The organism is Adlercreutzia muris, from assembly GCF_041223505.1.
GTDB classification, from domain to species: Bacteria; Actinomycetota; Coriobacteriia; order Coriobacteriales; family Eggerthellaceae; genus Adlercreutzia; species Adlercreutzia muris.
Genome location: NZ_JBCLQK010000001.1, coordinates 123066 through 144800 on the forward strand (window position 1 = coordinate 123066; position 21735 = coordinate 144800).

Below are 21735 nucleotides of genomic sequence, written 5' to 3' on the forward strand. Positions count from 1 at the left end.
GCGCACTGCCTTTCCTACGCGAGGGCGCCGAGTTGCTCGGCCACAGGCCCCAGGGCCAGGGCCGGCAGCAGCGTGAGGGCGCCCACGAGCACGATGATCATCAGGAGGAGGAACACGAACAGGGGGCTCGCCGTGGAGAGCGACCCGGGACCGGCGGCCACCGGCTCGCGCCGGGCCAGGGAGCCGGCCAGCGCGAGGGCGCAGGCCACGGGGATGAGGCGGCCGGCCGCCATGGCCCCAGCCAGCACGATGTTCACGAGCGGAGCATCGGCGTCCAGCCCGGCGAGGGCCGAGCCGTTGTTGGCCCCGGCCGAGACGGCGGCGTAGAGCACCTCGGTGAAGCCGGCAGGACCGCCCTCGCCCGTGGGCACGGCCCCAGCGGGGGCCAGGCAGAGCCCGGCGGCCGCGAGCAGGATCACAAGGGCCGGGGCCGTCACCATCACCACGGCGGCGCGCATCTCGGTCGGGCCGATCTTCTTCCCCAGGTACTCGGGGGTGCGGCCCACCATGAGGCTCGCGATGAACACCGTGAGCACGGCAAATCCCACCAGGGCCGCCAAGCCCGTGCCGGCCCCTCCGCCCACCACCTCGCCAAGCCCCATGAACACCAGCGGCACCAGCGTGCCCAGGGGCGTGAGCCCCTCCAGGGAGGCGTTGGTCGACCCGTTGGCCGCCGCCGTGGTGAACGCGGTCCAAATGGCGGAGCCGGCCGTGCCGATGCGGCACTCCTTCCCCTCCATGTTGCCGGCGGCCTGGGCAAGCGAGCCGGTGTAGACGGCCCCGTCCTGGGAAAGCTGGGGCGTGGCCCGAAACTCCGCCCCCACGAGCACGGCGGTGCCGATGGCCAGCAGGATGAGCACGCAGGCCAGCAGCGCCCGCCCCTGGCGCCGGTCGGCCACCATGCGCCCGAAGCTGAGGATGAGGGTGAAGGGCAGCAGCAGAATGGCCAGGCACTCGAGCAAGTTCGCCAGGGGCGTGGGGTTCTCCAGGGCCGAGGCGGAGTTCGCCCCGTTGAAGCCGCCGCCGTTGGTGCCCAGCTGCTTGATGGCCACCTGGGAGGCCTGGGGGCCCAGGGGCACCACGGCCTCGGTCACCTCCTCCACGGCCGCCGGATCGTCGGCGGCCACCACATTGCCGGCCTCGTCCACGGCCACGGGCTCCAGCAGCTGCACGGTCTCGTAGCCCTGAAAGGTCTGGGGCACGCCCTGGGAAGCCAGGGCTATGGAGAGCACGAGGGAGAGGGGCAAAAGAACGCAGAGGGTCACGCGGATCACATCGGCGAAGAAGTTCCCGAGCCGCCCGTCGCCGGCCGACCACAGTCCCCGCATGAGGGCGAAGGCCACGGCAATGCCCACGGCCGGGGACAGGAAGTTCTGCACGGCCAGGCCCGCGGCCTGGGACAAGTAGCTGAGGTGCGATTCCCCCGCCACGGCCTGCCAATCGGTGTTGGTCGCGAAGCTCACGGCCATGTTCAGGGCCGTATCGGCGGGCAGCCCCCCGAAGCCCTCGGGGTTGGCGGGCAGGCCCCCCTGGGCCACGAGCAGCAGGAACAGCCCCGCGATGGACACCCCCGTAAAGGCCACGACACACACCAGATAGCGCCTCCAGCCCATGGAGTCGTCCGGGTTCACCCGCAGAAGGCGGAAGGCGCCGCGCTCCACCGGGCCGATGATGCGGCGGGCCCGGGCCTGGCGCCCCTCCATCACGTTCACGAGGTAGCCGGAAAGCGGCACCGCGCAGGCCACCAGCAGGGCCCCGTAGGCCGCCGCCGTGAACAGGGCCGCGCTCACCTCCCCGCTCATCGCCCGTCACCGTCCCTCAACAGCAGTACCGCGAGGTACGCCATCGCGGCCAGGGCCAGCACGCCCACCGCCGCCGTCACATACGCCATGGCGCTCCCCTTTCGCTCAGGGCCCCGCAGGGCCGCACCGTCACAGGCGGTGCGGCGCCGTTCTCGGCCTTCCGCACCGGATGGAACCTAGTCTAGGAAAAAGGGGATAAACGCGCCCTTAAGGTTCGCGCTCGGGTATTAAGGGAGTATTAAGACAGGCGGGATGCCCCGGCGTCGCGGAAGGGGAGGGCCCGCGGCGGCCGACTTCGCGCTGATCCCTTTCCGAATGCGGCAACAGAAGCAGAGAAGCTGATGCACGCAGGCCGGCACCATCCCGCCATCGCTGCTGCTGAAGTGGAATCTGCTTCTTAACGGCCGCATTCTCCAAGGGGCGCTCAGACGTCCGCCGCGGGCCCTCCCCTTCCGCAGCGGAACGTCACCAGTACGGGTTTGATGGCTCAGTAGGGCTCTTCCAAATCGCCGTGGGCCGCCGCGTCGGTGGAAAGGGGCGAGAAGGCTCCGGCGCGATAGCGGTCGAGGGCCACTTCCGCGATCATGCCGGCGTTGTCGCCGCAGGAGGCCAGCGGGGGCATCACGAGCCGCACCCCCATCTCGGCGCAGAGCCGCCCGTAGGCCGCCCGCAGCGTCGGGTTGGCCGCCACGCCGCCGCCGAGGCAGAACGTCGGCGCCCCGGTCTCTTCCAGGGCCGTCCGGGCCTTGGCCACCTGCACGTCCACCACGGCGGCCGTGAAGCTCGCGCAGATGTCGGGCACGTTCAGCGGGCGGCCCGCCTCGCGCTCGTTGTTGATGTAGGTGACCACGGCGGTCTTCAAGCCTGAAAGCGAGAAGCGCAAATCTCCCGAATGCAGCATGGCCCGGGGGAAGGAAATGGCCGCGGGGTCGCCCTCGGCGGCGAACTTCGACACCACCGGGCCGCCCGGATAACCGAGCCCCAGGGCCTTGGCCACCTTGTCGAAGGCCTCACCTACCGCGTCGTCGATGGTGGCACCGAGCACGCGGTAGTCGCCCCAGCCGGCCATATACACGAGCATGGTGTTGCCGCCGGACACCAGCGACACCACCGCCGGGGGAGCAAAGTCCTCCAGGCCGATCTTGTTGGCGTAGAGGTGCCCCTCCAGGTGGTTCACAACGATGAAGGGAAGATCGGCGCCCCAGGCCGCCCCCTTGGCGAAGGCCACCCCCACCACGAGCGCTCCCACGAGCCCCGGGGCATAGGTGACGGCCACGGCATCCAGGTCGCGCCAGGCCAGGGCGGCGCAGCCGAGGCTTTCCGCGGCCCGGTCCAGGGCCTCGTCGCACACGCCGCAGATGGCCTCGATATGCTTGCGGCTGGCAATCTCGGGCACCACTCCGCCGAAGCGGGCGTGGAAGTCCACCTGAGTCGCCACCACATCGGAGCGCAGCGCACCCGTACCGTCGATGACGGCGGCGGCGGTCTCGTCGCAGGACGACTCAATGGCGAGGATGAGCGGACGCATTGCGGCGGCCGCCTCCCCTTCCGGAGCGCTTCCGCCGGGTGCCGTTCCCGGCCCTGGCTCGGACGCGGGCACCAGTGCAGCCGGCTCCCCGTTGGGCAGGGCCGCCAGGGCCAGGGTGGGCAGCGGGCCCGTCATGATGACGGCATCCTCCCCGTCGGAATAGTAGCGCGGGCGCTTCCCCGCCACAGTCAGGCCGAGGGCCCCGTAGAGCGCCTGGGCGCCCGCGTTGGCCGCGCGCACTTCCAGCGAGCAGGTGCGGGCCCCCAGGTTGCGCGCGTCGTCGGCCACGCGGGCCAGCAGCATCCGGGCAACGCCGCGGCGGCGCCAGTCCGGATCGATCCCTACCTTCAGAATCTGCACGTCGCCGTCCACTACCCAGCCGCCGGCATAGCCCACCAAGGGCGCGTCGGCCGTAAGCGGCATCTTCGGGTCGGCGGCGTAGGCGGCCCACCACACGCGGTCGGATCGTCCCAGCTCGTCGACCACCAGAGCCTCGCTCCATGCGTCGGTTCCCATCACCGCGGCTTCCAGGGCCGCCACGTCGGCTCCGTGCCGCGCGTCCAGGGGCTTGTAGGCAATGCCCTCGCCGTTGGCCCGGGCGTTGGCGATGGCCGTGTCGTTCATGGTCACATGTTTGCTGCCGCGCTTGCCCGCCAGGGCGTCGTCGGCCCGGGCCAGGCGCTGCCGCTCGTTCTCCTCGGCGTCGGACAGGCGCGTGTACACCGGCAGCAGCAGACCGGGATCGTGCCGGCGCGCGTCGAGGGGGTCGCACTGTCCCGCCCGCCAGGCCGCCTGCACCGCCTGCAGCAGGCCGCGGCCCGTCGGCGCCCACCGGTCCTCGGGCGCGAAGGGACCCGCGCCAGCGAACAAGTCGCCGTACTTGCGCAGTCCGTCGCCGGCAACGAAATCCGCCGAGCCGCCCGCAGCCAGCTCTTCGGCGGCCTCGGCGGCCTTCACCACCCGGTCGGCCGTCAGGCGCATGGCGCCGTCATCGGTCAGCGAGAAGCGCACCGGGTACACCTCCCGGCGCATGGCGTCGGCCACCACCGCACCGGTGCCGCGCAGACCCGCGTCCCACAGGCCCCAAGCCACGGCATCCAAGGAAGAGACCCCCACAAGGGCCGCGCCCAGGGCGCTCGCGATGCCCTTGGCCGTGGCGAGGGCGATGCGCACGCCGGTAAACGACCCCGGCCCGCGGCCCACGGCCACGCAGGCGATCTCGTCGCGGGCCACGCCCGCTTCGGCGCACAGGCGATCGATACGGGGAACGAGCTGGGTGTTCGAGGCCCGCCGCGCCTCCACTTCCGCCGAGGCCACGATCGTCACCGCGGACCTGTCGGCATCGAGCAGCCCGAGCCCCAGGGCAATGACCTCGTTGGCGGTGTCGAAAGCGAGAACGAAGGAGTGTTCAGCTGTACTCACGGAAACCTCTTCCATGCCATGTCGGTATTTCGCCCCGGTATTGTACCGCAGCCCCCGCGAGCCGCCGTGCGACACGGGCCGCGGCGCACAGCTGCCGACGCGAGATGCAAAAAATGACGGTTGAGCGAGTTCGTCTGCGACCGCAAGCATGTTCGAGCGAGGTTTTGGCCCGGAAAGAGAGGCGCGCCGGCCCCCTCGGCTCGCGAAAACGTCATTTCCCGCATCTCGCGGCCCTTGGCTCGCCGCAGGCGAAACACAGGACAGCAGCCGGCGGCACAGGTGCCTACAGCTTGCACTTCCCCAAACGCGCCTTGGAGTCGTTGGCCCACACGCACAGAAGCTGACGAGCGCGGCTGCCGTAGGAATGGGCCACGATACGGCGAGACTCGTCGGACTCAACGGTAACAGTCAGCTCCAGGTAGTCGTAGGGCATGTCCTCGGGGAACTTCTCGGCCCATTCCACGAAGGCAACTCCGTCGCCGTCGCCGTCGATGGCGCTGTAGTAGTCGATGTCCTCCAGCTGGAAACGATCGTCCAGCCGGTACAGATCATAATGGCGCACGGGAATGCGGCCCTCGCCGTATTCCAGCAGAATGTTAAAGGTGGGACTCGTGACCGGCGAGCGCACGCCGAGGGCGGCGGCCACCCCCTGCACGAACTGGGTCTTACCGGCGCCCAAGTCGCCATCGAGCACCACCACATCGCCCGGATGCAGGTAGGGGGCCAACGTAGAGGCGAGCTGCTTGGTCGCCTCGGGGGTGGAAGTGGTGCGCTGGTATGTCAGTCCGTTTGCCATGGCCCTATCTTACGGCTCGCGCCCCATAGCGCAAGTCCCGCCAGGGCAAACGCGCAAAACCCGACCGAATTACCCATATTCCTTACGATTTCTTAGGCTGGGGACCCCACAGCGGTTCCGGCCGAGAAGACCGGTGCCGCCTCCGCCAGACGGCACGCCGTTCCCGCTCGCGCCCGCTTGCCCGCGCGATGCCCCGGGAAAGCTACTTCGCGGACTTGGTGCGGTGACAGGCGTACATGGTCGCGCCCACGAGCACGCCGCCCACGATGTTGCCGAGCGTGACGGGAATGAGGTTCGCCGCGATGAAGTCCCCGAAGGTGAGCAGGGCCGTGTTGATGCCGGCCGCGTCGATCATGCCGGTGTAGGCCGGGTTCATATAGGCGAAGATGCCCGCCGGCACATAGTACATGTCGGCCACGCAGTGCTCGAAGCCGGCCAGCACAAACCCCATGATGGGGAAGAAGATGCCGAGGATGCGACCGGCGGTGTCCTGGGCGGTGTTGGCCTGGTACACCGCGATGCACACCATGAGGTTGCAAAAGATGCCCAGCACGAAGGCGTTCGCCCACGGCAGCCCGTTCTTTGCGGCCGCCACCTTGGCCGTGTACACAGCCAAGTCGCCCCCGCCGATGTTCAGCTGGCCGAAGAATGCCATGCAGGCGGCCAGAAGCACCGCACCCACGAGGTTGCCGGCGAACACGATGCCCCAATTGCGCAGCAGACGCCCCCAGGTGATGCGGCCGTCCAGCGCCGCCGTGATCATAAGGGCGTTGCCCGTGAACAGCTCGGTGCCCATGAGGATGACCATCATGAGTCCCACAGGGAAGATGAGGCCCGATACGAGGCGCACCATGCCGGCGTTGTCGAGGGCGTGGGCCGCCGTGGAGGAGGTCACGCCGCCCAGACCGATGAGCAGACCTGCGGCCACGGCGAGGACGAACAGGCGCCACGCCGGCGATGCCGCCTTCCCCACCGAAGCCTTCATGTAGTTGTCGGTGATCTCGGTGGGCGTGAAGATGGGCATGATCGCTCTCCTTCTCGTGAATGTCAGTGAAAGACATATCATTTCACGAGAAAGCCTCTGACGCTGCGTCATCATTGCGCTAATCGGCTGACGGCACGACCTCCTTTGTCTTTTCCCGCAATTCCCATCCAGCTTCGCACGGCGAATGCGAAGATGCGGGCACTGTTTCCAAAAGCGCCTCCATACAGGTGCTTCCCCATTTTATGGGAAGCACTCCGAGCAAAACTATCCCCATTCCATGGGAAGCGCGAGCCGGCTTCATGGGCCATGATGATCACTGGCAAGAGACGTTCGGGCACCGCAGTCCGCGTCCAAGAAACAGTGCAAGGAGGGACTCATGCAGACCATGGATCGCAGAATGTTCATCAAAGGCGGCATCGGCGCAGCGGCCGGAACCGCCCTGCTGGGAATGGCGGGGTGCGCCCCATCCGCCACTGCAAGCGGGAAATTGGCCGACACCGCAAACGACGAGCTTCCCACCGACCTCAAGGAGAGCGACTTCGATTTCAGCATCATAGAGCGCGAGCCGATCACCGAGTTCGCCGCCGAGGAAACCTACGACATCGTCGTAGTAGGCGCGGGCTGCGCCGGCGTGCCCGCCGTACTTACCGCCGTGGAAGAGGGCGCAAAGGTAGCCTGTCTCCAGAAAGAGGCCGTGGTGTCCGCCAATGGCAACGGCTGCTCCTTCGTCGCGAAAGAGCACTCCACCCCCGCCGGCATCAAGCGCTGGCGCAGCGACTGGGCCCGCCTTAACGACTGGAGGATCAACAACGACTTGTTCGACTACTATGTGGAATACGCCGAGGAAGCCGTGCCGTGGGTGATATCCCAGGGCCGCTCCGTCGGCATCGAGCCCATCGAGTTCCTCACCGACAGCTCCATCCGCTACGATGACGGCAGCGTTGTCGCCGTTTGCGACGCGACCCAAGCCTCGAATCAGGACCTCATGACCGCTCTCGCCCAAAAGGCAGCCGACGGCGGTGCCACGTTCTACTACGAAACCCCCTGCGTGCAGCTCGTCCAGGAAGAGGACGGCACCATCACCGGCGCCATCGGCAAGCAAAAAGACGGCACCTATGTGAAGCTCACCGCCACAAAGGGCGTAGTGCTGGCCGCCGGCGATTACATGAACAACGAGTCTATGGTGGATCGGAACATGCGCGATGCGTCCATGTTCCCCCTCTGCCTGGTCAACCACACAGGCGACGGGCACATCCTCGGCATTCTGGCAGGCGGGCGCATGGCACCGCTCGGACACGCCCGGCAGATCCACACCAACTATATCGGCCCCTTCATGTTCTATCCCTTCCTGGCCCTCGATGTCAACGGCAAGCGCTTCTGCAACGAAACCATTCCGATGAGCAGCCTGAACATCTCCATGTCCGCCACCTACAAACCCGAGGATCGCGGCATCCACTACCGCATCTTCGACTCTAAGACCGAAGGCGCCGTGGAGGGCATCCCCGGCGTACCGCCGGTGGCCCTCGTAGGCGAGGGCAGCGCCTGGATGGATCCCGAAACGGTGGTGTCGGGGAATACCCTCGAGGAGCTCTGCGAGGCGGCCGGCATTCCCGTCCAGGAGGGAGTGGCCAGCATCGAGCGATACAACGAGTTGTGTGCCAAGGGCGCCGACGACGATTTCGGCGTGGCCGGATCCGACATGGCGGCCATAGACACTCCCCCGTTCTTCTGCATCAAGGGAGATGTGGGCATCTCGGGCATCAACGCCGGTATCGTGGTGGACAACCGCTACCGAGTGACCGACGGCGAGGGCAATCCCATTCCCGGCCTCTACGCCGCCGGCATCCAGGCGGGCAACCCCTGCGGGGGCATCAACTGGAACATGCCGGGCGGCTTCTCGAACGCGCATATCTTCACCGCCGGACGCTACACCGTCATCCACGCGCTAACCGGTGACATGACACCCTCGAACCCGGCGAGCTTCGATTCTATCGCCGACTCCTTCATCGGGGAAGACGGCGGCTACGCCTGGGACAGCCCCGCTTGCGCCACGGCCATCTCGGTCTGGTAATCGACCACTTTTCGCCCTCCCCCCCCCTGCGACCGGGCCCCTCAGCGGGCCCGGTCGCCTTTGTCCATAGCCTCGTTCACCATGTCGATGAGCTCTTGACGCGAGTGCACGCCGAGCTTTCGATAGAGGCTCTTTGCATAGGTTTGGATGCTGTTCACCGACAGGAACAAGCGCTCGGCAATCTTTTTCTGGGTGTTACCGCGGTAGAGCAGCCCGAGCACTTCGCCCTCCCGCTCGCTCAAGCCATGTTCGTCGGCCAAAGCGGCGATAACCGCCGACACATCGATGGCACCCGCAAGGTACCCAGAGCGCGCGGGATCCGTGCCGTCAAGGCGCAGTCGCACGAACCAGAGCATCCCCAGCGTCATGACAAAGGCCGTAACGAGCATGACGGCATTGACGACTGAATCCATCTGAGCGGAAGGGAGCCCGACAAGTCCGATGGCGTGAATGGCGCAATCGACGGCAACGGTGAGCATGGGCGCGACAACCGCGGACTGCCACCAAGGAAGACCGCGCGCGCATCCCCTCTTGAACCGCCACCCACAGCAGCATGATGGCCATGGGACGGCTCGACAGGATCAAAGCTCGGCATAGGACGGCCAGCGGCGCATACAGCAGGGCGGTGCAATAGAGGCAGGCGATGCAGAGGATGAAGAAACCGAGCCACGGATAGCCCGCGCGACCCTGGCGCCATGCAGCGAATGCGCAGAGGCAAAAAGCCGGGTAGAGCCCAAGGGCGATGGCGCAATGGATCCACCCATCGGAAAACCACGTCTCACCCCGAGCCACCGACGAGAGGCTCATGAACGCCCCGCTTCCCAGCAGGTAGCACAGTAGAATGGCAGCCGCGAGCGCAGCAGCACGACCCGAAAGCGACGACGCAGGGCGTGGCGGAGACGGCGGCTCGGCATCACTGCGGCCGAGGCGGCCGAGAATCACCAGGAAGACACCGCCCAAGGCGGGCATGAGCGGGTTGGAGACCTCCCCGGTGGGCAGAGGATCCGTAAGCGCCACGATAGCCTCGCCGATCAGGAACGACAGGAACAGGGAGAGGGCGAGCACGACGGCGTTGTCCCGAGAAGACAAACGCCGCGATGCCCCCGCAAGGGCAACGGCGGCCACCACGCCATAGATCGCCATGATGGCGGGATAGGCGACCATCAGCCAAAGCGGTATCGCTCCGATATGAGCGCTGACAATGAGCGCGGCGCCGCAGGCAAGCAGCGCGGCGCCGGACCCAACGACAGCCATCGTGCTTCCGGCCACCCGCTCGGCCAGACCGTCACGAAGCGCTACGAGAACCCCGCCTGAAAGGGCCATCGTAACGAGCGTGACAACGCTGCTGGCGAATACAGGGGCCGCATCGTAGGAGGTATAGGATTCGGGCACTACGTTCGACGGGTAGGGAAACAGCACGAACAACGCCCAAAAGCAGGCGTAGGCCAACGCGAGCAGCAGGATGCGCAGCTTGTTCAACCTCTCTCCCCTCGAATCAGAACCGGTCGCGCGCGGCCCCAGGGGGGCCGCCACCATTATACCCGCTATCTGCTCCCAAGGGGCAAGGCTCGTTTCACGAGTCGTCCGCCCCTAGCGCTGCCCAGCCTCGGCCGCCTGCACCACATGGGCCATGGTAACCGTGGTAGTCACGCCGCCGAGACCCCGGGGCACCGGCGTGATGGCGCCTTCGGGCCCCAGCACGGGCTCCACGGCGTCGAAGTCCACATCGCCGCAGAGGTTGCCCGCCTCGTCGAAGTTGATTCCCACGTCGAGCACCGTCTGGCCCGGAGCGAAGTACTCCGGCCCGAAAGCGCGGGGCCGGCCCGTGGCGCACACGACGATGTCGGCCTCACGGGTGTGAGCCGCCGCGTCCTCGGTACGGGAATGGGCCAGGGTGACCGTGGCGTGGCGGGCCAACAGCATCATGGCCACGGGCCGCCCGATCACCAGGCTGCGGCCGAGCACCACCACCCGCTTGCCCTTAACGGGAATGTCGTAGAAGTCCAGGGTCTCCAGGCAGGCCCGGGCCGTGGCCGGGGGGAAGCCCTCCCCCGTATCGGCGAACACCCCGGCCAGCGATGCCGAGCCGATGCCGTCGATGTCCTTTTCCGGGGCCAGTCGATCGCACACGGCCCGCTCGTCCATGGAGGGGGGCAAGGGGCGGAACATGAGGCAGCCGTGGATGCCGTCGTCGGCGTTCACCGCGTCGATCACCGCTTCCAGCTCGCCTTGGGGGGCATCGGCCGGCAGCTCGAAGCGGCGCACGGCGAGCCCCAAGGCCTCGGCCCGCTTGCACGCGGTGCGCTCGTAGGACAGATCGTCCGGACGCACTCCCACCCGCACGATGGCCAGCGTCGGAGTCACGCCGACCGCGGACAGGCGCTCGATGCGGGGCGCCAGATCGTCGGCCAGAGCCGCCGACACTTCCTTACCAGTGAGCAGCTTCGCCATTATCCCAGCCTCTCCACCACGTCGGCATACACATCGTCGGCCAGGGCGCTGCCAGCGGCGATGAGGTCCTCCATCTGCTCGCGATAGGCGGCGGCCCGGGCCTCGTCGTCCATGGAGCCGATGTTGATGCGCACGTTCAGGCTGGCCGCCAGAAGGGCCGCCTTTGCCAGCACCGCCCCAGCTCCGGCATCGGACACGGCCAGTACCGAGCCGTGCTTCGCCATGAACACGCAGGACTCGATCACCTGCACGCACTGGCGCATAATCTCCAGCGGCACCTCGCAGGCATCCACGAGGGCCACTTGCAGGGCCGCTCGCTGAGCAGCTGCGGCCCCATCGGTATCGCGGGCCATACCATAGGCCGCGGCCAGCGGCGCGAAGGCCTCGGCATCGGCATCGATGAGCTCCAAAAGGCGCAAGCGCGTGGCCTCCAATTCCAACAGTTCGGCCTGCACGCGCTCCTCCGCGTCAGCGTACTTCTTTTTCCCCACGGTGAGGTTGCCCACCATGGAGGCCAGGGCACTCGCCAGGACCCCCACGTAGGCGCTCGCCCCGCCCCCGCCCGGTGTGGGCGCCTTCGACGCCAGCGCCTCGATGAACTCGGTGTTTACCATGATTCTCCCAATCGCACGCTTCGACCCATTGTCTTTCGTAAAAAAATCAGCTATACTGCAAGGGCACTGGCAAAGCCCGTAGGTTGCTAGCCTGGGTACGGGCGGCGCGGTGTTGACGATTAAGCCCGGTTGCCGCCGGGCTTTTTACTGTTCTCCCGCTCCATCCGATTGCTTATACTTCCATCGCTCGTACCTGTCGAGCCCCATAAGCGCCAGGGCCATCCAGTTGGGCAGTGCCGTTAAAACGAGAATGAGAACTTCTTTCAGCATAAGGCGTCACTCCTCTCTCAAGAAGCGCCGCCCGCATCGGACTTTGCCAGTGCCGCCATTCTAACACGAAAACAGCCCCAAGCTATTCGCCTAGGGGCTGTTTTTACATGCTATTTATTGCCTAGAACAACCCAACAATGGTGCCGTCTTCCAGCACGTCAATCTTATGGGCGGCCGGGGCCTTGCCCAGGCCGGGCATGGTCATAATGGAGCCAGTCAGCGCCACGATGAAGCCGGCACCGGCCGACACCTTCACCTGGCGCACCGTGACGGTGAAGTCGCGGGGAGCGCCCAGCTTCGTGGCATCGTCCGAGAACGAGTACTGGGTCTTGGCCATGCACACGGGCATGGCCCCGAAGCCCAGGGCCTCCAACGACGCGATCTCCTTCTGCGCGGCCGGCTCGAACACCACGCCGTCGGCCCGGTAGACCCGCTTGGCAATGGCCTCGATCTTCTCGGCGATGGAAAGGTCGCTCTCATAGGAGAACGAGAACGTCTCGGCCGAGCGGCCGGCCGCGTCTCCGTTCTCGCAGAGGGCCACCACTTCGTCGGCCAGGGCCAGGCCGCCCTCGCCGCCCTTGGCCCACACCTCGGACAGGGCCACGTTCACGCCCAGCTCGCGGCACTTGGCCTCCACCAAATCCAGCTCGGCCCTGGTGTCGGTCGGGAAGGCGTTGATAGCCACCACGCAGGGCAGGTTGTACACATTCGTGATGTTCTCCACGTGCTGCAGCAGGTTCGGCAAGCCCGCCTCCAGCGCTTCCAGGTTCTCCTCGTTCAGGTCGGCCTTGTCCACGCCGCCGTGGTTCTTGAGCGCGCGCACGGTGGCCACCACCACCACGGCATCGGGCGCGAGGCCGGCCAGGCGGCACTTGATGTCGAGGAACTTCTCCGCGCCCAGATCGGCGCCGAAGCCGGCCTCGGTCACGCAGTAGTCGCCGAGCGCCATGGCCATGCGGGTGGCCATGATGGAGTTGCAGCCGTGGGCGATGTTGGCGAAAGGGCCGCCGTGCACGAAGGCCGGGGTGCCCTCCAGCGTCTGCACGAGGTTCGGCTTCAGGGCGTCCTTCAGAAGCGCGGCCATGGCGCCCTCGGCCTTCAGGTCGTGGGCCGTGACCGGCGCGTCATCGTAGGTGTAGCCCACCACGATGCGGCCCAAACGCTCCTTCAGGTCGGTGATGGAGGTGGCCAAACAGAAGATGGCCATGACCTCGCTGGCCACGGTGATGTCGAAGCCGTCCTCGCGGGGCACACCGTGGGCCTTGCCGCCGAGGCCGTCCACGATGTGGCGCAGCTGGCGGTCGTTCATGTCCACCACGCGCTTCCAGGTGATCTTGCGGACATCGATGTTCAGCTCGTTGCCGTTCTGGATATGGGCGTCCAGCAAAGCCGCGAGCAGGTTGTTGGCAGCCCCGATGGCGTGGAAGTCGCCGGTGAAGTGCAGGTTGATGTCCTCCATGGGCACCACCTGGGCGTACCCGCCGCCGGCAGCGCCGCCCTTGATGCCGAACACGGGCCCGAGCGACGGCTCGCGCAGGGCCACGACCACGTTCTTGCCGCGCTGGGCCAGGGCATCGGCGAGCCCGACGGTGGTGGTGGTCTTGCCCTCGCCGGCGGGCGTGGGGTTGATGGCGGTCACCAGGATGAGCTTGCCCGGGGCGTGCTCCTCGTCGCGCAGGAGGTTGAAATCCACCTTGGCCTTGTAGTTGCCGTACAGCTCAAGGTACTTCTCGTCGACGCCGGCAATGGCGGCGATCTCGCCAATGGGTTTCGGTTCGGTCGCCTGGGCAATTTCAATGTCGGTCAACACGTCGGGCCCTCTTTCTCATGTCGCGGCGCCGGGAACGTCCTGGCAGCCTCCTTGGACGAATGTGCCCGCACGCTGCGGGCGCATCCCCATTCTAGCCATGGAACCGCACGGTGGCCCGCACCGTTCCCCCAAGGGCACAACTTCCCCGCGATACGGCCCTGCGCCGGCAGCAAGGCCGGACGCGACCGCTCCCGCGATGCGTTCCGCGCCGGCATCGGGGCCGGCGGCCCGAGACAGGACGACAGCGCCCGCCCCTCCCGACGCCGATCGGGCGCGGTTCCCGTGCCCGCAGTGCCAGAGCCCCCCTATTGGGCCCGCTCGGCGATGAGGCGCAGGCCGTGGAGGGTCAGCTCCGGGTTCACTGCGGAGATGGTGGCGGAATGGGGCGCCACCACCGGGGCCAGGCCGCCCGTGGCGATGACCGGGGCCTCGTAGCCCAGCTGGGCAAAGATGCGGCGCACCAGACCGTCCACCCGGTCGGCCTCCCCCAGCATGATGCCGGCCTGGATGGCCTCCACCGTGGAGGTGCCGATGGGGGCCGGAGGCACCACCAGCGCGATGTCGGGCAGCTGGGCCCCACAGGCGAATAGGGCGTTGGCCGAGGTCTGCACGCCCGGCGCGATGACGCCGCCACGGAAGCGCCCCTCGCCGTCGATCACCTCGATGTTGGTGGCGGTGCCGAAATCGACCACCACGACCGGGGCCCCATAGAGGCTGCGGGCGGCCACGGCGTCGGCCACGCGATCGGCGCCGATCTCGTGAGGACGGGGGTAGTCGGCCTCGAAGAGCCCGGCGGCCGTCTCGGCCGAGCACACAAGGGGCGCGGTGCCCGTGGCGTCGGCGATGGCCTGTATCCATGCGCGGCTGAGCTGGGGCACCACCGAGGCCACAGCCGAGGCCCGCACCTCGGTCAGGGTGAGATCATCCAGGGCGAAAAGCGAGGAAAGGGTCGCCCGCAGCTGGTCGGCGGTCACCGAACGATCCGTGGCCACGCGCCACATGGCAGCGAGTCGCTCACCGTCGTAGGCCCCGATAACGGTATGGGTATTCCCTATGTCAATAGCAAGTAACATAATTATGACAATCTTCCTCAGTTTTCCAGTAAAATATGACACAGTGTTTATAGTGAACACGGTGCTTGATTATATCAAGGATTAAACGATCTGCCCCCGCAGGGCAATCGTCGACATGACGAGAGAAAGGCAAGATTATGATTGAGACACCGAGCCGAATCCTTGTCGTTGACGACGAGCCATCGATCACTGAATTCGTCAGCTACGCGTTGCGGAAGGAAGGCTACGACGCCGACGTCGTCGACAACGGCGAGGAGGCCTTCGCCCTCGCGAGCGCGAACAACTACGATCTGTTCGTCCTCGACATCATGTTGCCGGGAATGGACGGCTACGAGCTGTGCCGCCGCCTTCGTTCCAAAACTACGGCCCCCGTGCTGTTCCTGTCGGCCCGCGATACCGAGCTCGACAAGGTCGTCGGCCTGGAGATCGGCGGCGACGATTACCTCGCCAAGCCCTTCGGCGTGCGCGAGCTCATCGCCCGCGTACGCGCCCTGCTTCGCCGCGGTCAGGGCGGCGAGTTCCCCGGTGCCTCCAACTCCATCACCGCCTCGGGCATCACCCTTGACGAGGATGCTCACACCGCCGCCGGCGATCACGGCGAGATCGACCTCACCCCGCGCGAGTTCGAGCTGCTCGCAAGCCTCATGAAGAGCGCCGGCAAGGTGGTCTCCCGCGAGGACTTGCTCCGCGACGCCTGGGGCTGGGAGTACCTCACCGAGACGAAGACCGTGGACACCCACATCAAGCGCCTGCGCGACAAGATCCACGCCGCCGGCTACGATCCGGCCCTCGTGGAGACCGTCCGCGGCTACGGCTACCGCTTCAAGGCGTAACCAACGCACCTCATCTTAAGCGCCAAGGGGCTCCCAGATGGGAGCCCCTTGCTTGTTGTCACGCCTCCCGATCAGAGGGCGGCGCATATTCCAATTCGCCCAAACGGCCTACTTCACCACGGCCTTCACGGCGTCGGCGCAGATGACGGCGGCCACGATCTTGCAGGCGTCCACCACCATGAAGGGGGCCACAGCCGTGAGGAAGGCCGTCATGAGGTCCACCTGACCCACGGCCATGTACTGGACGCAGCCGCAGACGTAGGCCACGGCCGTGAAGATGAGGCCGGCCGCCAGATCGACCCCGAAGGCGCGCAGGAACGCCACGGCCCGCTGGGCCGGCGCGAGGGCGGCCCGCTCGGCGGCCGTGGGCCGCGGGCCGCGGGCGGGGCCCGAGCCGCGGCCCGGACGCGCCAGATGCAGGAACAGCACCGCGGCGCTCACGCCAAGGAGGTAGCCCCACAGAAAGCCGCCCGTGGGACCGGCCAGCACCCCGAGGCCCCCGCGCATACCGGAGAACACCGGCACGCCCACGGCGCCGAGGAGCAGATAGCCCGCGATGGCGGCGATGGCCTCCTTGGGCCGCAGCACCACGATGGCGAAGGTGATGGCGAACATCTGCAACGTGAAGGGCACCGGCCCCAGAGGTACGGTTACCCATGCCGATACCGCCATGATGGCAATGGTCAGGCCTACAAAGGCCACGGAACGGGTGCGCGCGGAAGCGCTGGTTTTCGTGCGTGCGGTTTCCATGGTCATATCTCCTTTCGACGAGGGAGATACTACGGGACGCCGTGCGCTTCAGACGCCAGAGTCGCCCCTGAACGGCCAACGGGAAGCGATTTGATCAGTTTTGAGCATATGCACAAAATATGGATGCCCCAGCCTCAGGCCTCCGCGCCCTGGGCGCACAGTCGGGCCAAGCGGCGCAGGCGCACCATCTCCCATGCGATGAAGACGGCCGTGGTGCCCGTGGCCAGCAGATCGGAGACGGGAGCGGCGAAGTACAGGGCATCGAGGCCCGTGAGCCCCGGGGCCAGAGAGGGCAGCATCTCGGGCATGAGGTACAGCAGCGGCACAAGGAACAGGATCTGCCGCGTCAGCGTGAGGAGCACCGACTTGGCCGGCTGGCCTGTGGCCTGGAAGTAGTTGGCGCTCACGATCTGAAAGCCCACAAAGGGCAGAATGAGGAACTGCACTCGGAGGGCGAAGGCGGTGAAGTCCACGAGCCCGTCGTGCTTGATGCCGAAGCCGTGGGCGATGGGGACGGCGAATAGCTCCACCCCAGCGAACATGACCACGGCGATGGAGGTGGCGGCCCCGATGCCGTACCACAGCGTCTTGCGCACCCGGGCCACCTTGCGGGCACCGTAATTGAAGCCGAGCAGCGGCTGCAGGGCGATGGCGATGCCGATGAGGGGCATGACGGTGAACTGGCCGATACGCTGCACCACCCCGATGGCCGCCAGGGCATCGTCGGCACCGATGGGAGTGAGGGCGCCGTATTTCACGAGTTGGAAGTTGATAACGAAATTCACCACGGCCATGCCGGCCTGCACGCAGAAACTCGGGAGCCCATAGCCCAGAATAGTGACGATGAGGGGCACGTTCGGAATCATGGAGCGCACAGACAGGCGCATGGGCACATCGGTGCGGCCGCAGAAGTACCACAGCACCGTGGCACAAGAGCAACCCCAGCCGAGCACCGTGGCCAGGCCGCTGCCGGCCACTCCCCAGCCGAGCATGATGACGAACAGGAAGTTGAAGGCCACCGAGCTCGCGAGGCCCACCACCATGGTGCCGAGGGCCCGGTTCGGGGCACCGCACGTGCGGATGAAGTTGTTCACGCCCATGCCGATGCACTGGAGCAGGAAGCCCGAGCAGAGGATCTGAATGAACGTGAGGGCGTAGGGACGCACTTCCTCGGTGGCCGAGGCAAGGTCGAGCACCCCGTTCACGAGCACGGGGTTCCATCCGATGAACAGCACCACCACGGCGGCCAACAGGCTCAGGGACACCACGTTACCCAGGGCCCGCTCCGCATCTTCGCGCCGGCCCTCCCCCAGGCGCAGGGCCGCCAGAGCGTTGCCGCCGTTGCCGATGAGCATGGCCAGGGCCATGAACACGATCATGATGGGATTGGCCACGGTCATGGCTGAAAGACCGATCTCTCCCACGGCATGGCCGAGGAACACCGAGTCGATGATGGCGTAGGAGCCGTTGATGAGCATGCCCACCACCGACGGGATGGCGAACTCGGTGATGAGCCGAGGAATGGAGGCGGTGCCCATGCGCAGCACCTTCTCGTCGCCGGCCGAGTGGCTGCGCAGCGCCTCTCCCCGGTCGTCCAGCGCCGCGTCCTCATCGGGACGGCCGGCACCGCCCTCAGTCGCGGCCGCCCCCGCGTCGGAGCCACCGGCGACCGGAGTGCGGTCGGTAGGTGTCACAGGTTCGCTAGGTTCGCTCTGCTTCGATTCGTCCATGGGGCTCGTGCCTTTCCTCAAAAAACGCCGAGCGCCATTGTAGACCCTAGGGCAGCGGAACGACGTGGGCCTCCCCCGAGGCGACGGGCACCACGCCGTCAGCGGTACGCACGAGCAGCCGGCCGCGCTCGTCCACGCCGGCGCCGACGCCCTCCACCGTGGTCGCCCCGCCGATGGTCTCGATGCGCAGGGGGCGCCCATCCAAGAACGACACCGCCTCGTAGGTGGCCAGGGAAGGCTGGAAGCCCAGCTCGCGCCAGCGACCGTAGTTCACCAGCACCCGGGCGAGCACCTCGCGCTGCACGTCGGTGATGAGCTCCTCGCGCCGCGCCGCCTGCTCTGATTCGTCGAGCGCCTCGATGGCCGCGCGGACGGTGACGGGATGGGCGGGGCTGGAAGCGGGATCCATCATGAGATCGGCTAGGTACTCGGGGATGTTGCGGCCCTCGATAGGACGCTCCACGTCGGGCGGGAACACGTTGACACCGATGCCCACGCACACCCCTCCCCCGCAAGACTCCAGCGAGATGCCGCAGAGCTTGCGGTACTCGTCGGCCCGCTCGCAGTCGGCGGGCATGTACACCACGTCGTTGGGCCATTTCAGCTGGATGCCATCCTCAACGGAGGGGTCGGCCATGGCCGCCAGGGCCCGCTGCACGGACAGGCCCGCCACCAGGCTGAGCGTGGCCAGACCGCTGCCGGCCACATCGGGACGCAGCAGCAGCGACATGTACAGGCCGCCCTCGGGGCTGTCCCAGCCGCGGCCCTGGCGGCCGTAGCCGCCGGACTGGCGCCGGGCCCGCACCACGAGCCCCTCGGCCTTGCCCTCGCGCAGGGCCTCCTTCACCACCTCGTTGGTCGAGGTCACCTCGTCGATAACCGTGAGCTTCATCTACAACCTCCTCGCCTTCCCCACGCGCTCGGCCGCGGGAACCGCCCCGACGGCCGTACCGTCGGCCAGCTCGTAGCCGGGCAGGATGTCGAGCAGGGGGCGCACCACAAAGTCGCGCTCACAGGCACGGGGGTGCGGCAGGGTAAGCTCGTCGTCGGAGGCCACGTACATCTGGTAGTCCACGATATCCAGGTCCAAGGTGCGCGGGCCGTTCTCCATGGTGCGCACGCGGCCAAGGGAGTTCTCGATGCCGTGGAGGTAGCCGAGCAGCTCCTTAGGCGGCAGCCCAGTGCGCAGCAGCACGACGGTGTTCACGAAGGCGTCCTGATCGGTATAGTAGGCCGGCTCGCTCTCGTAGAAGGGGGCCATGTCGATGATCTGGGTGTCCGGCAGGCCGCATAGCTGTCCCACGGCGAGATTGATCTGGGCGATCTTCGCCTCGGTCTCCTCGCCGGGTTCGGCCACTAAAGCCACATTGGATCCCAGGCCCAGTACCACAGCCGGGCGCAGGTCGCCCAGGGCCGCCACAGTGAGGGGCACGTTGTGGGTGCGCACCACGCTCGCCCCCAGCTCGCAGGCGAGCAGTGCCTCGGCGGCCGAGGCCACGTCGCGCTCGTGGGGCTCTTCCACGCCGTAGGCGTAGCCCACGTAGCTCTTGCGGGAGGCGGCTACCATGACCGGATAGCCCAGGTGCACGAGCTCATGGAGGTTGCGCATGAGCTCGATGGTCTGCTTGGGGGTCTTCCCGAAGCCGGGACCCGGATCGATGCAGATGCGGGACCGGTCGACGCCCGCTTCCTCGAGGGCGGCGGCCGCATCGCGCAGGTAGTCGCGCACCTCGGCCACCACATCGTCGTAGACGGGGTTGTCCTGCATGGTCTTCGGCTCGCCGGCCATGTGCATCACCACGCAGCCGCAGCCGCTCTTCGCCGCGACCTGCGCCATGGCGGGATCGCGGAAGCCGGACACGTCGTTGACGATGGACGCGCCCGCGGCCAGGGCCCGGGAGGCCACCTCGGCGTGGCGCGTGTCCACCGACACGCACAGCCCGCGCTCGGCCAGGGCCGCGATCACGGCCCCGATGCGCTCCCATTCCTCGGCCGGGTCTACCGCATCGGAACCGGGGCGGGTGGACTCGCCGCCCACGTCGACGATGGCCGCGCCCGCGTCCACCATAGCCAGGGCGTGCTCCACCGCCGCGTCGGCATCCAGATAGAGGCCTCCGTCGGAGAACGAGTCGGGAGTGATGTTCAGAATGCCCATGACGATGGGCGTCGATGTATCGAAGTCGAAGCGACCGCAATGCCAAATCATGAAGGGAACGTGCCTTTCCGTTTGCCAGCCTAAGCGCTCAGTGTAATGCCGACCTCGCCGCTTTTCGTTGACTTTCGGGCGAAAGGCCCGTGTACGAGCTCTGCGCGGGCGCCAAGAACGGGTGCGAGAAAAGAAGCGGCCCGGCTGGAGGGGGCCAGCCGGGCCAGAAGGAGGGGGGATGCGACTCTCTCAGGAGCCGCTTTCTGCTTTTCAGAGACAAAGCAGGCAAGTGATCGGAGGGGGTTGTCTCACTTGCTGACGTCAGTATAACAGCCGCCCTTGAATTCCCTATGACGCGAAGGTGGGGAACTTGTGGATTCAACGGGTCATCGTTAAACAATTCTTCAGCATTGAGAAGAATTCCCACCTGCGGCAACGCGGCGGTAAGCCGTTATGATAGCACGTCCGCTGACACCCTGTCACCCCCGATTTCGAGGGTTCCAGGGCACCCGCGCACGGCCGGCCGCCTGCCGCCGCCGCTTCCCCGATCCTTCCCCTACCCGCGCTTCCGCTGGAACAGCACGTTGTTCGTCTCCAGCCAGCTTTCCACGGTGCCGGTGTCGAAGCCGTCGGCAGGGTCCACGACAAGCGCGTACATCTCCTCCTCGGCGAGCACGGCGTCGAGGGCGTCGGTCAGCTGGATCTCGCCGCCCACGCCGGGCGCGACGTTGGCGAGCAGCTCCATGACGCGCGGGCTCAAGAGGTAGCGGCCGAACACGGCCAGGTTGCTCGGCGCGTCTTCCCGGGCCGGCTTCTCCACGAGCTCGCTCACCTTCCACACGCCCGGCTCCACCTCGGCGCCGGCGATGACGCCGAAGCGGCTCACCTCATCGTCGGGCACGGGCATGACCGCGATCACGCTCGCGCCGCCATGGGCGTCGGAGACCGCCTGCATGGCCGGCAGCATCCCGTTGCCAGGCACGAGCACGTCGCCCAGAAGCACGTAGAAGGGCTCAGCGCCCGTCTTCTCGGCGGCGCAGCGCACCGCGTGACCGAGCCCCAGGGCCTCTTCCTGGTACACGTAGCTCACCGGGTAGTTGCCCACGGTCTCTACGGCGTCGGCGTAGGCGTCCTTGCCGCGCTCGCGCAGGAGCGCCACCAGCTCGGGGTTGGGGGCGAAGTGATCCTCGATGGCCTTCTTCTCGCGGCTGTTGATGATGACCACCTCGTCGGCCGCCGAAGCCAGGCCCTCCTCCACCACGTACTGGATGGCCGGACGGTCCACCACCAAGAGCATCTCCTTGGGCTGGGCCTTCGTGGCCGGCAAGAAGCGGGTGCCGAGCCCCGCCGCGGGAATGAGAGCCTTCATCTGCGAGCCTTTCTCTTGCGGGAGCCCCCGGGCCCCACTGCGCGTTGTTTTTCCGTCCGCCCATGATACCACCGTCCCTTGGTCT

General features: G+C 67.1%; 17 protein-coding genes. 2 read left to right on the forward strand and 15 right to left on the reverse strand.

Annotated features, from left to right (window positions below; all coding sequences use genetic code 11):
* Positions 1–14 precede the first annotated feature (14 nt).
* From kdpA to AAK988_RS00485, 4 genes are all read right to left on the reverse strand, one after another.
* Positions 15–1802 (reverse strand): potassium-transporting ATPase subunit KdpA, encoded by a 1788-nt coding sequence (gene kdpA, locus AAK988_RS00470; protein WP_369873343.1) that lies wholly within the window; start codon positions 1800–1802, stop codon positions 15–17.
* A gap of 487 nt (positions 1803–2289) precedes the next feature.
* On the reverse strand, positions 2290–4752 hold the full coding sequence (gene tsaD / locus AAK988_RS00475) for a tRNA (adenosine(37)-N6)-threonylcarbamoyltransferase complex transferase subunit TsaD (protein ID WP_369873342.1): 2463 nt from the start codon (positions 4750–4752) through the stop codon (positions 2290–2292).
* Between the two features lie 283 nt (positions 4753–5035).
* Positions 5036–5548: a tRNA (adenosine(37)-N6)-threonylcarbamoyltransferase complex ATPase subunit type 1 TsaE gene (tsaE, locus tag AAK988_RS00480; protein ID WP_016309350.1), complete on the reverse strand. Its 513-nt coding sequence runs from the start codon at positions 5546–5548 to the stop codon at positions 5036–5038.
* A gap of 202 nt (positions 5549–5750) precedes the next feature.
* A complete protein-coding gene (locus tag AAK988_RS00485; protein WP_136432462.1) occupies positions 5751–6572 on the reverse strand; it encodes a formate/nitrite transporter family protein in 822 nt (273 codons plus the stop codon).
* Positions 6573–6909: 337 nt separating this feature from the next.
* Here AAK988_RS00485 and AAK988_RS00490 point away from each other — a divergent pair, with 337 nt between their 5' ends.
* Positions 6910–8604 (forward strand): FAD-dependent oxidoreductase, encoded by a 1695-nt coding sequence (locus tag AAK988_RS00490; RefSeq protein WP_369873341.1) that lies wholly within the window; start codon positions 6910–6912, stop codon positions 8602–8604.
* 41 nt (positions 8605–8645) lie between these two features.
* Here AAK988_RS00490 and AAK988_RS00495 read toward each other — a convergent pair whose 3' ends face one another.
* The 6 genes from AAK988_RS00495 to AAK988_RS00520 form a co-directional block, all read right to left on the reverse strand.
* Positions 8646–8948 carry a helix-turn-helix domain-containing protein gene (locus tag AAK988_RS00495; protein ID WP_369873340.1) on the reverse strand — a complete coding sequence of 101 codons (303 nt, stop codon included), beginning with the start codon at positions 8946–8948 and terminating at the stop codon, positions 8646–8648.
* Complete coding sequence (locus tag AAK988_RS00500; protein WP_369873339.1) at positions 8932–10083, reverse strand: hypothetical protein; 1152 nt, start codon at positions 10081–10083, stop codon at positions 8932–8934. The genes AAK988_RS00495 and AAK988_RS00500 overlap by 17 nt, the downstream gene beginning before the upstream one ends.
* 111 nt (positions 10084–10194) lie before the next feature.
* Positions 10195–11055, reverse strand: a complete 861-nt coding sequence (locus AAK988_RS00505; RefSeq protein WP_160324590.1) for a bifunctional 5,10-methylenetetrahydrofolate dehydrogenase/5,10-methenyltetrahydrofolate cyclohydrolase — start codon at positions 11053–11055, stop codon at positions 10195–10197.
* A complete protein-coding gene (locus AAK988_RS00510; protein WP_160324591.1) occupies positions 11055–11669 on the reverse strand; it encodes a cyclodeaminase/cyclohydrolase family protein in 615 nt (204 codons plus the stop codon). The genes AAK988_RS00505 and AAK988_RS00510 overlap by 1 nt, the downstream gene beginning before the upstream one ends.
* A 391-nt stretch (positions 11670–12060) precedes the next feature.
* Positions 12061–13749, reverse strand: a complete 1689-nt coding sequence (locus AAK988_RS00515) for a formate--tetrahydrofolate ligase (protein WP_160324592.1) — start codon at positions 13747–13749, stop codon at positions 12061–12063.
* Between the two features lie 305 nt (positions 13750–14054).
* Positions 14055–14822, reverse strand: coding sequence for a type III pantothenate kinase (locus AAK988_RS00520; protein WP_369873338.1), 768 nt, complete (start codon positions 14820–14822; stop codon positions 14055–14057).
* Positions 14823–14959: 137 nt separating this feature from the next.
* Here AAK988_RS00520 and AAK988_RS00525 point away from each other — a divergent pair, with 137 nt between their 5' ends.
* Positions 14960–15655, forward strand: a complete 696-nt coding sequence (locus tag AAK988_RS00525) for a response regulator transcription factor (protein WP_028026943.1) — start codon at positions 14960–14962, stop codon at positions 15653–15655.
* A 108-nt stretch (positions 15656–15763) separates the two neighbouring features.
* Here AAK988_RS00525 and AAK988_RS00530 read toward each other — a convergent pair whose 3' ends face one another.
* From AAK988_RS00530 to AAK988_RS00550, 5 genes are all read right to left on the reverse strand, one after another.
* Positions 15764–16405, reverse strand: coding sequence for a biotin transporter BioY (locus AAK988_RS00530; RefSeq protein WP_135970251.1), 642 nt, complete (start codon positions 16403–16405; stop codon positions 15764–15766).
* A 134-nt stretch (positions 16406–16539) separates the two neighbouring features.
* Positions 16540–18135 carry an MATE family efflux transporter gene (locus tag AAK988_RS00535; protein WP_369873337.1) on the reverse strand — a complete coding sequence of 532 codons (1596 nt, stop codon included), beginning with the start codon at positions 18133–18135 and terminating at the stop codon, positions 16540–16542.
* A gap of 46 nt (positions 18136–18181) precedes the next feature.
* Positions 18182–19027, reverse strand: coding sequence for a biotin--[acetyl-CoA-carboxylase] ligase (locus tag AAK988_RS00540; protein ID WP_160324925.1), 846 nt, complete (start codon positions 19025–19027; stop codon positions 18182–18184).
* On the reverse strand, positions 19028–20341 hold the full coding sequence (gene folP, locus AAK988_RS00545) for a dihydropteroate synthase (RefSeq protein WP_369873336.1): 1314 nt from the start codon (positions 20339–20341) through the stop codon (positions 19028–19030).
* A gap of 496 nt (positions 20342–20837) precedes the next feature.
* The gene (locus tag AAK988_RS00550) at positions 20838–21650 is read right to left on the reverse strand and encodes a UTP--glucose-1-phosphate uridylyltransferase (protein ID WP_369873335.1); all 813 of its coding nucleotides are present in this window, start codon (positions 21648–21650) and stop codon (positions 20838–20840) included.
* Between the last annotated feature and the right edge of the window lie 85 nt (positions 21651–21735).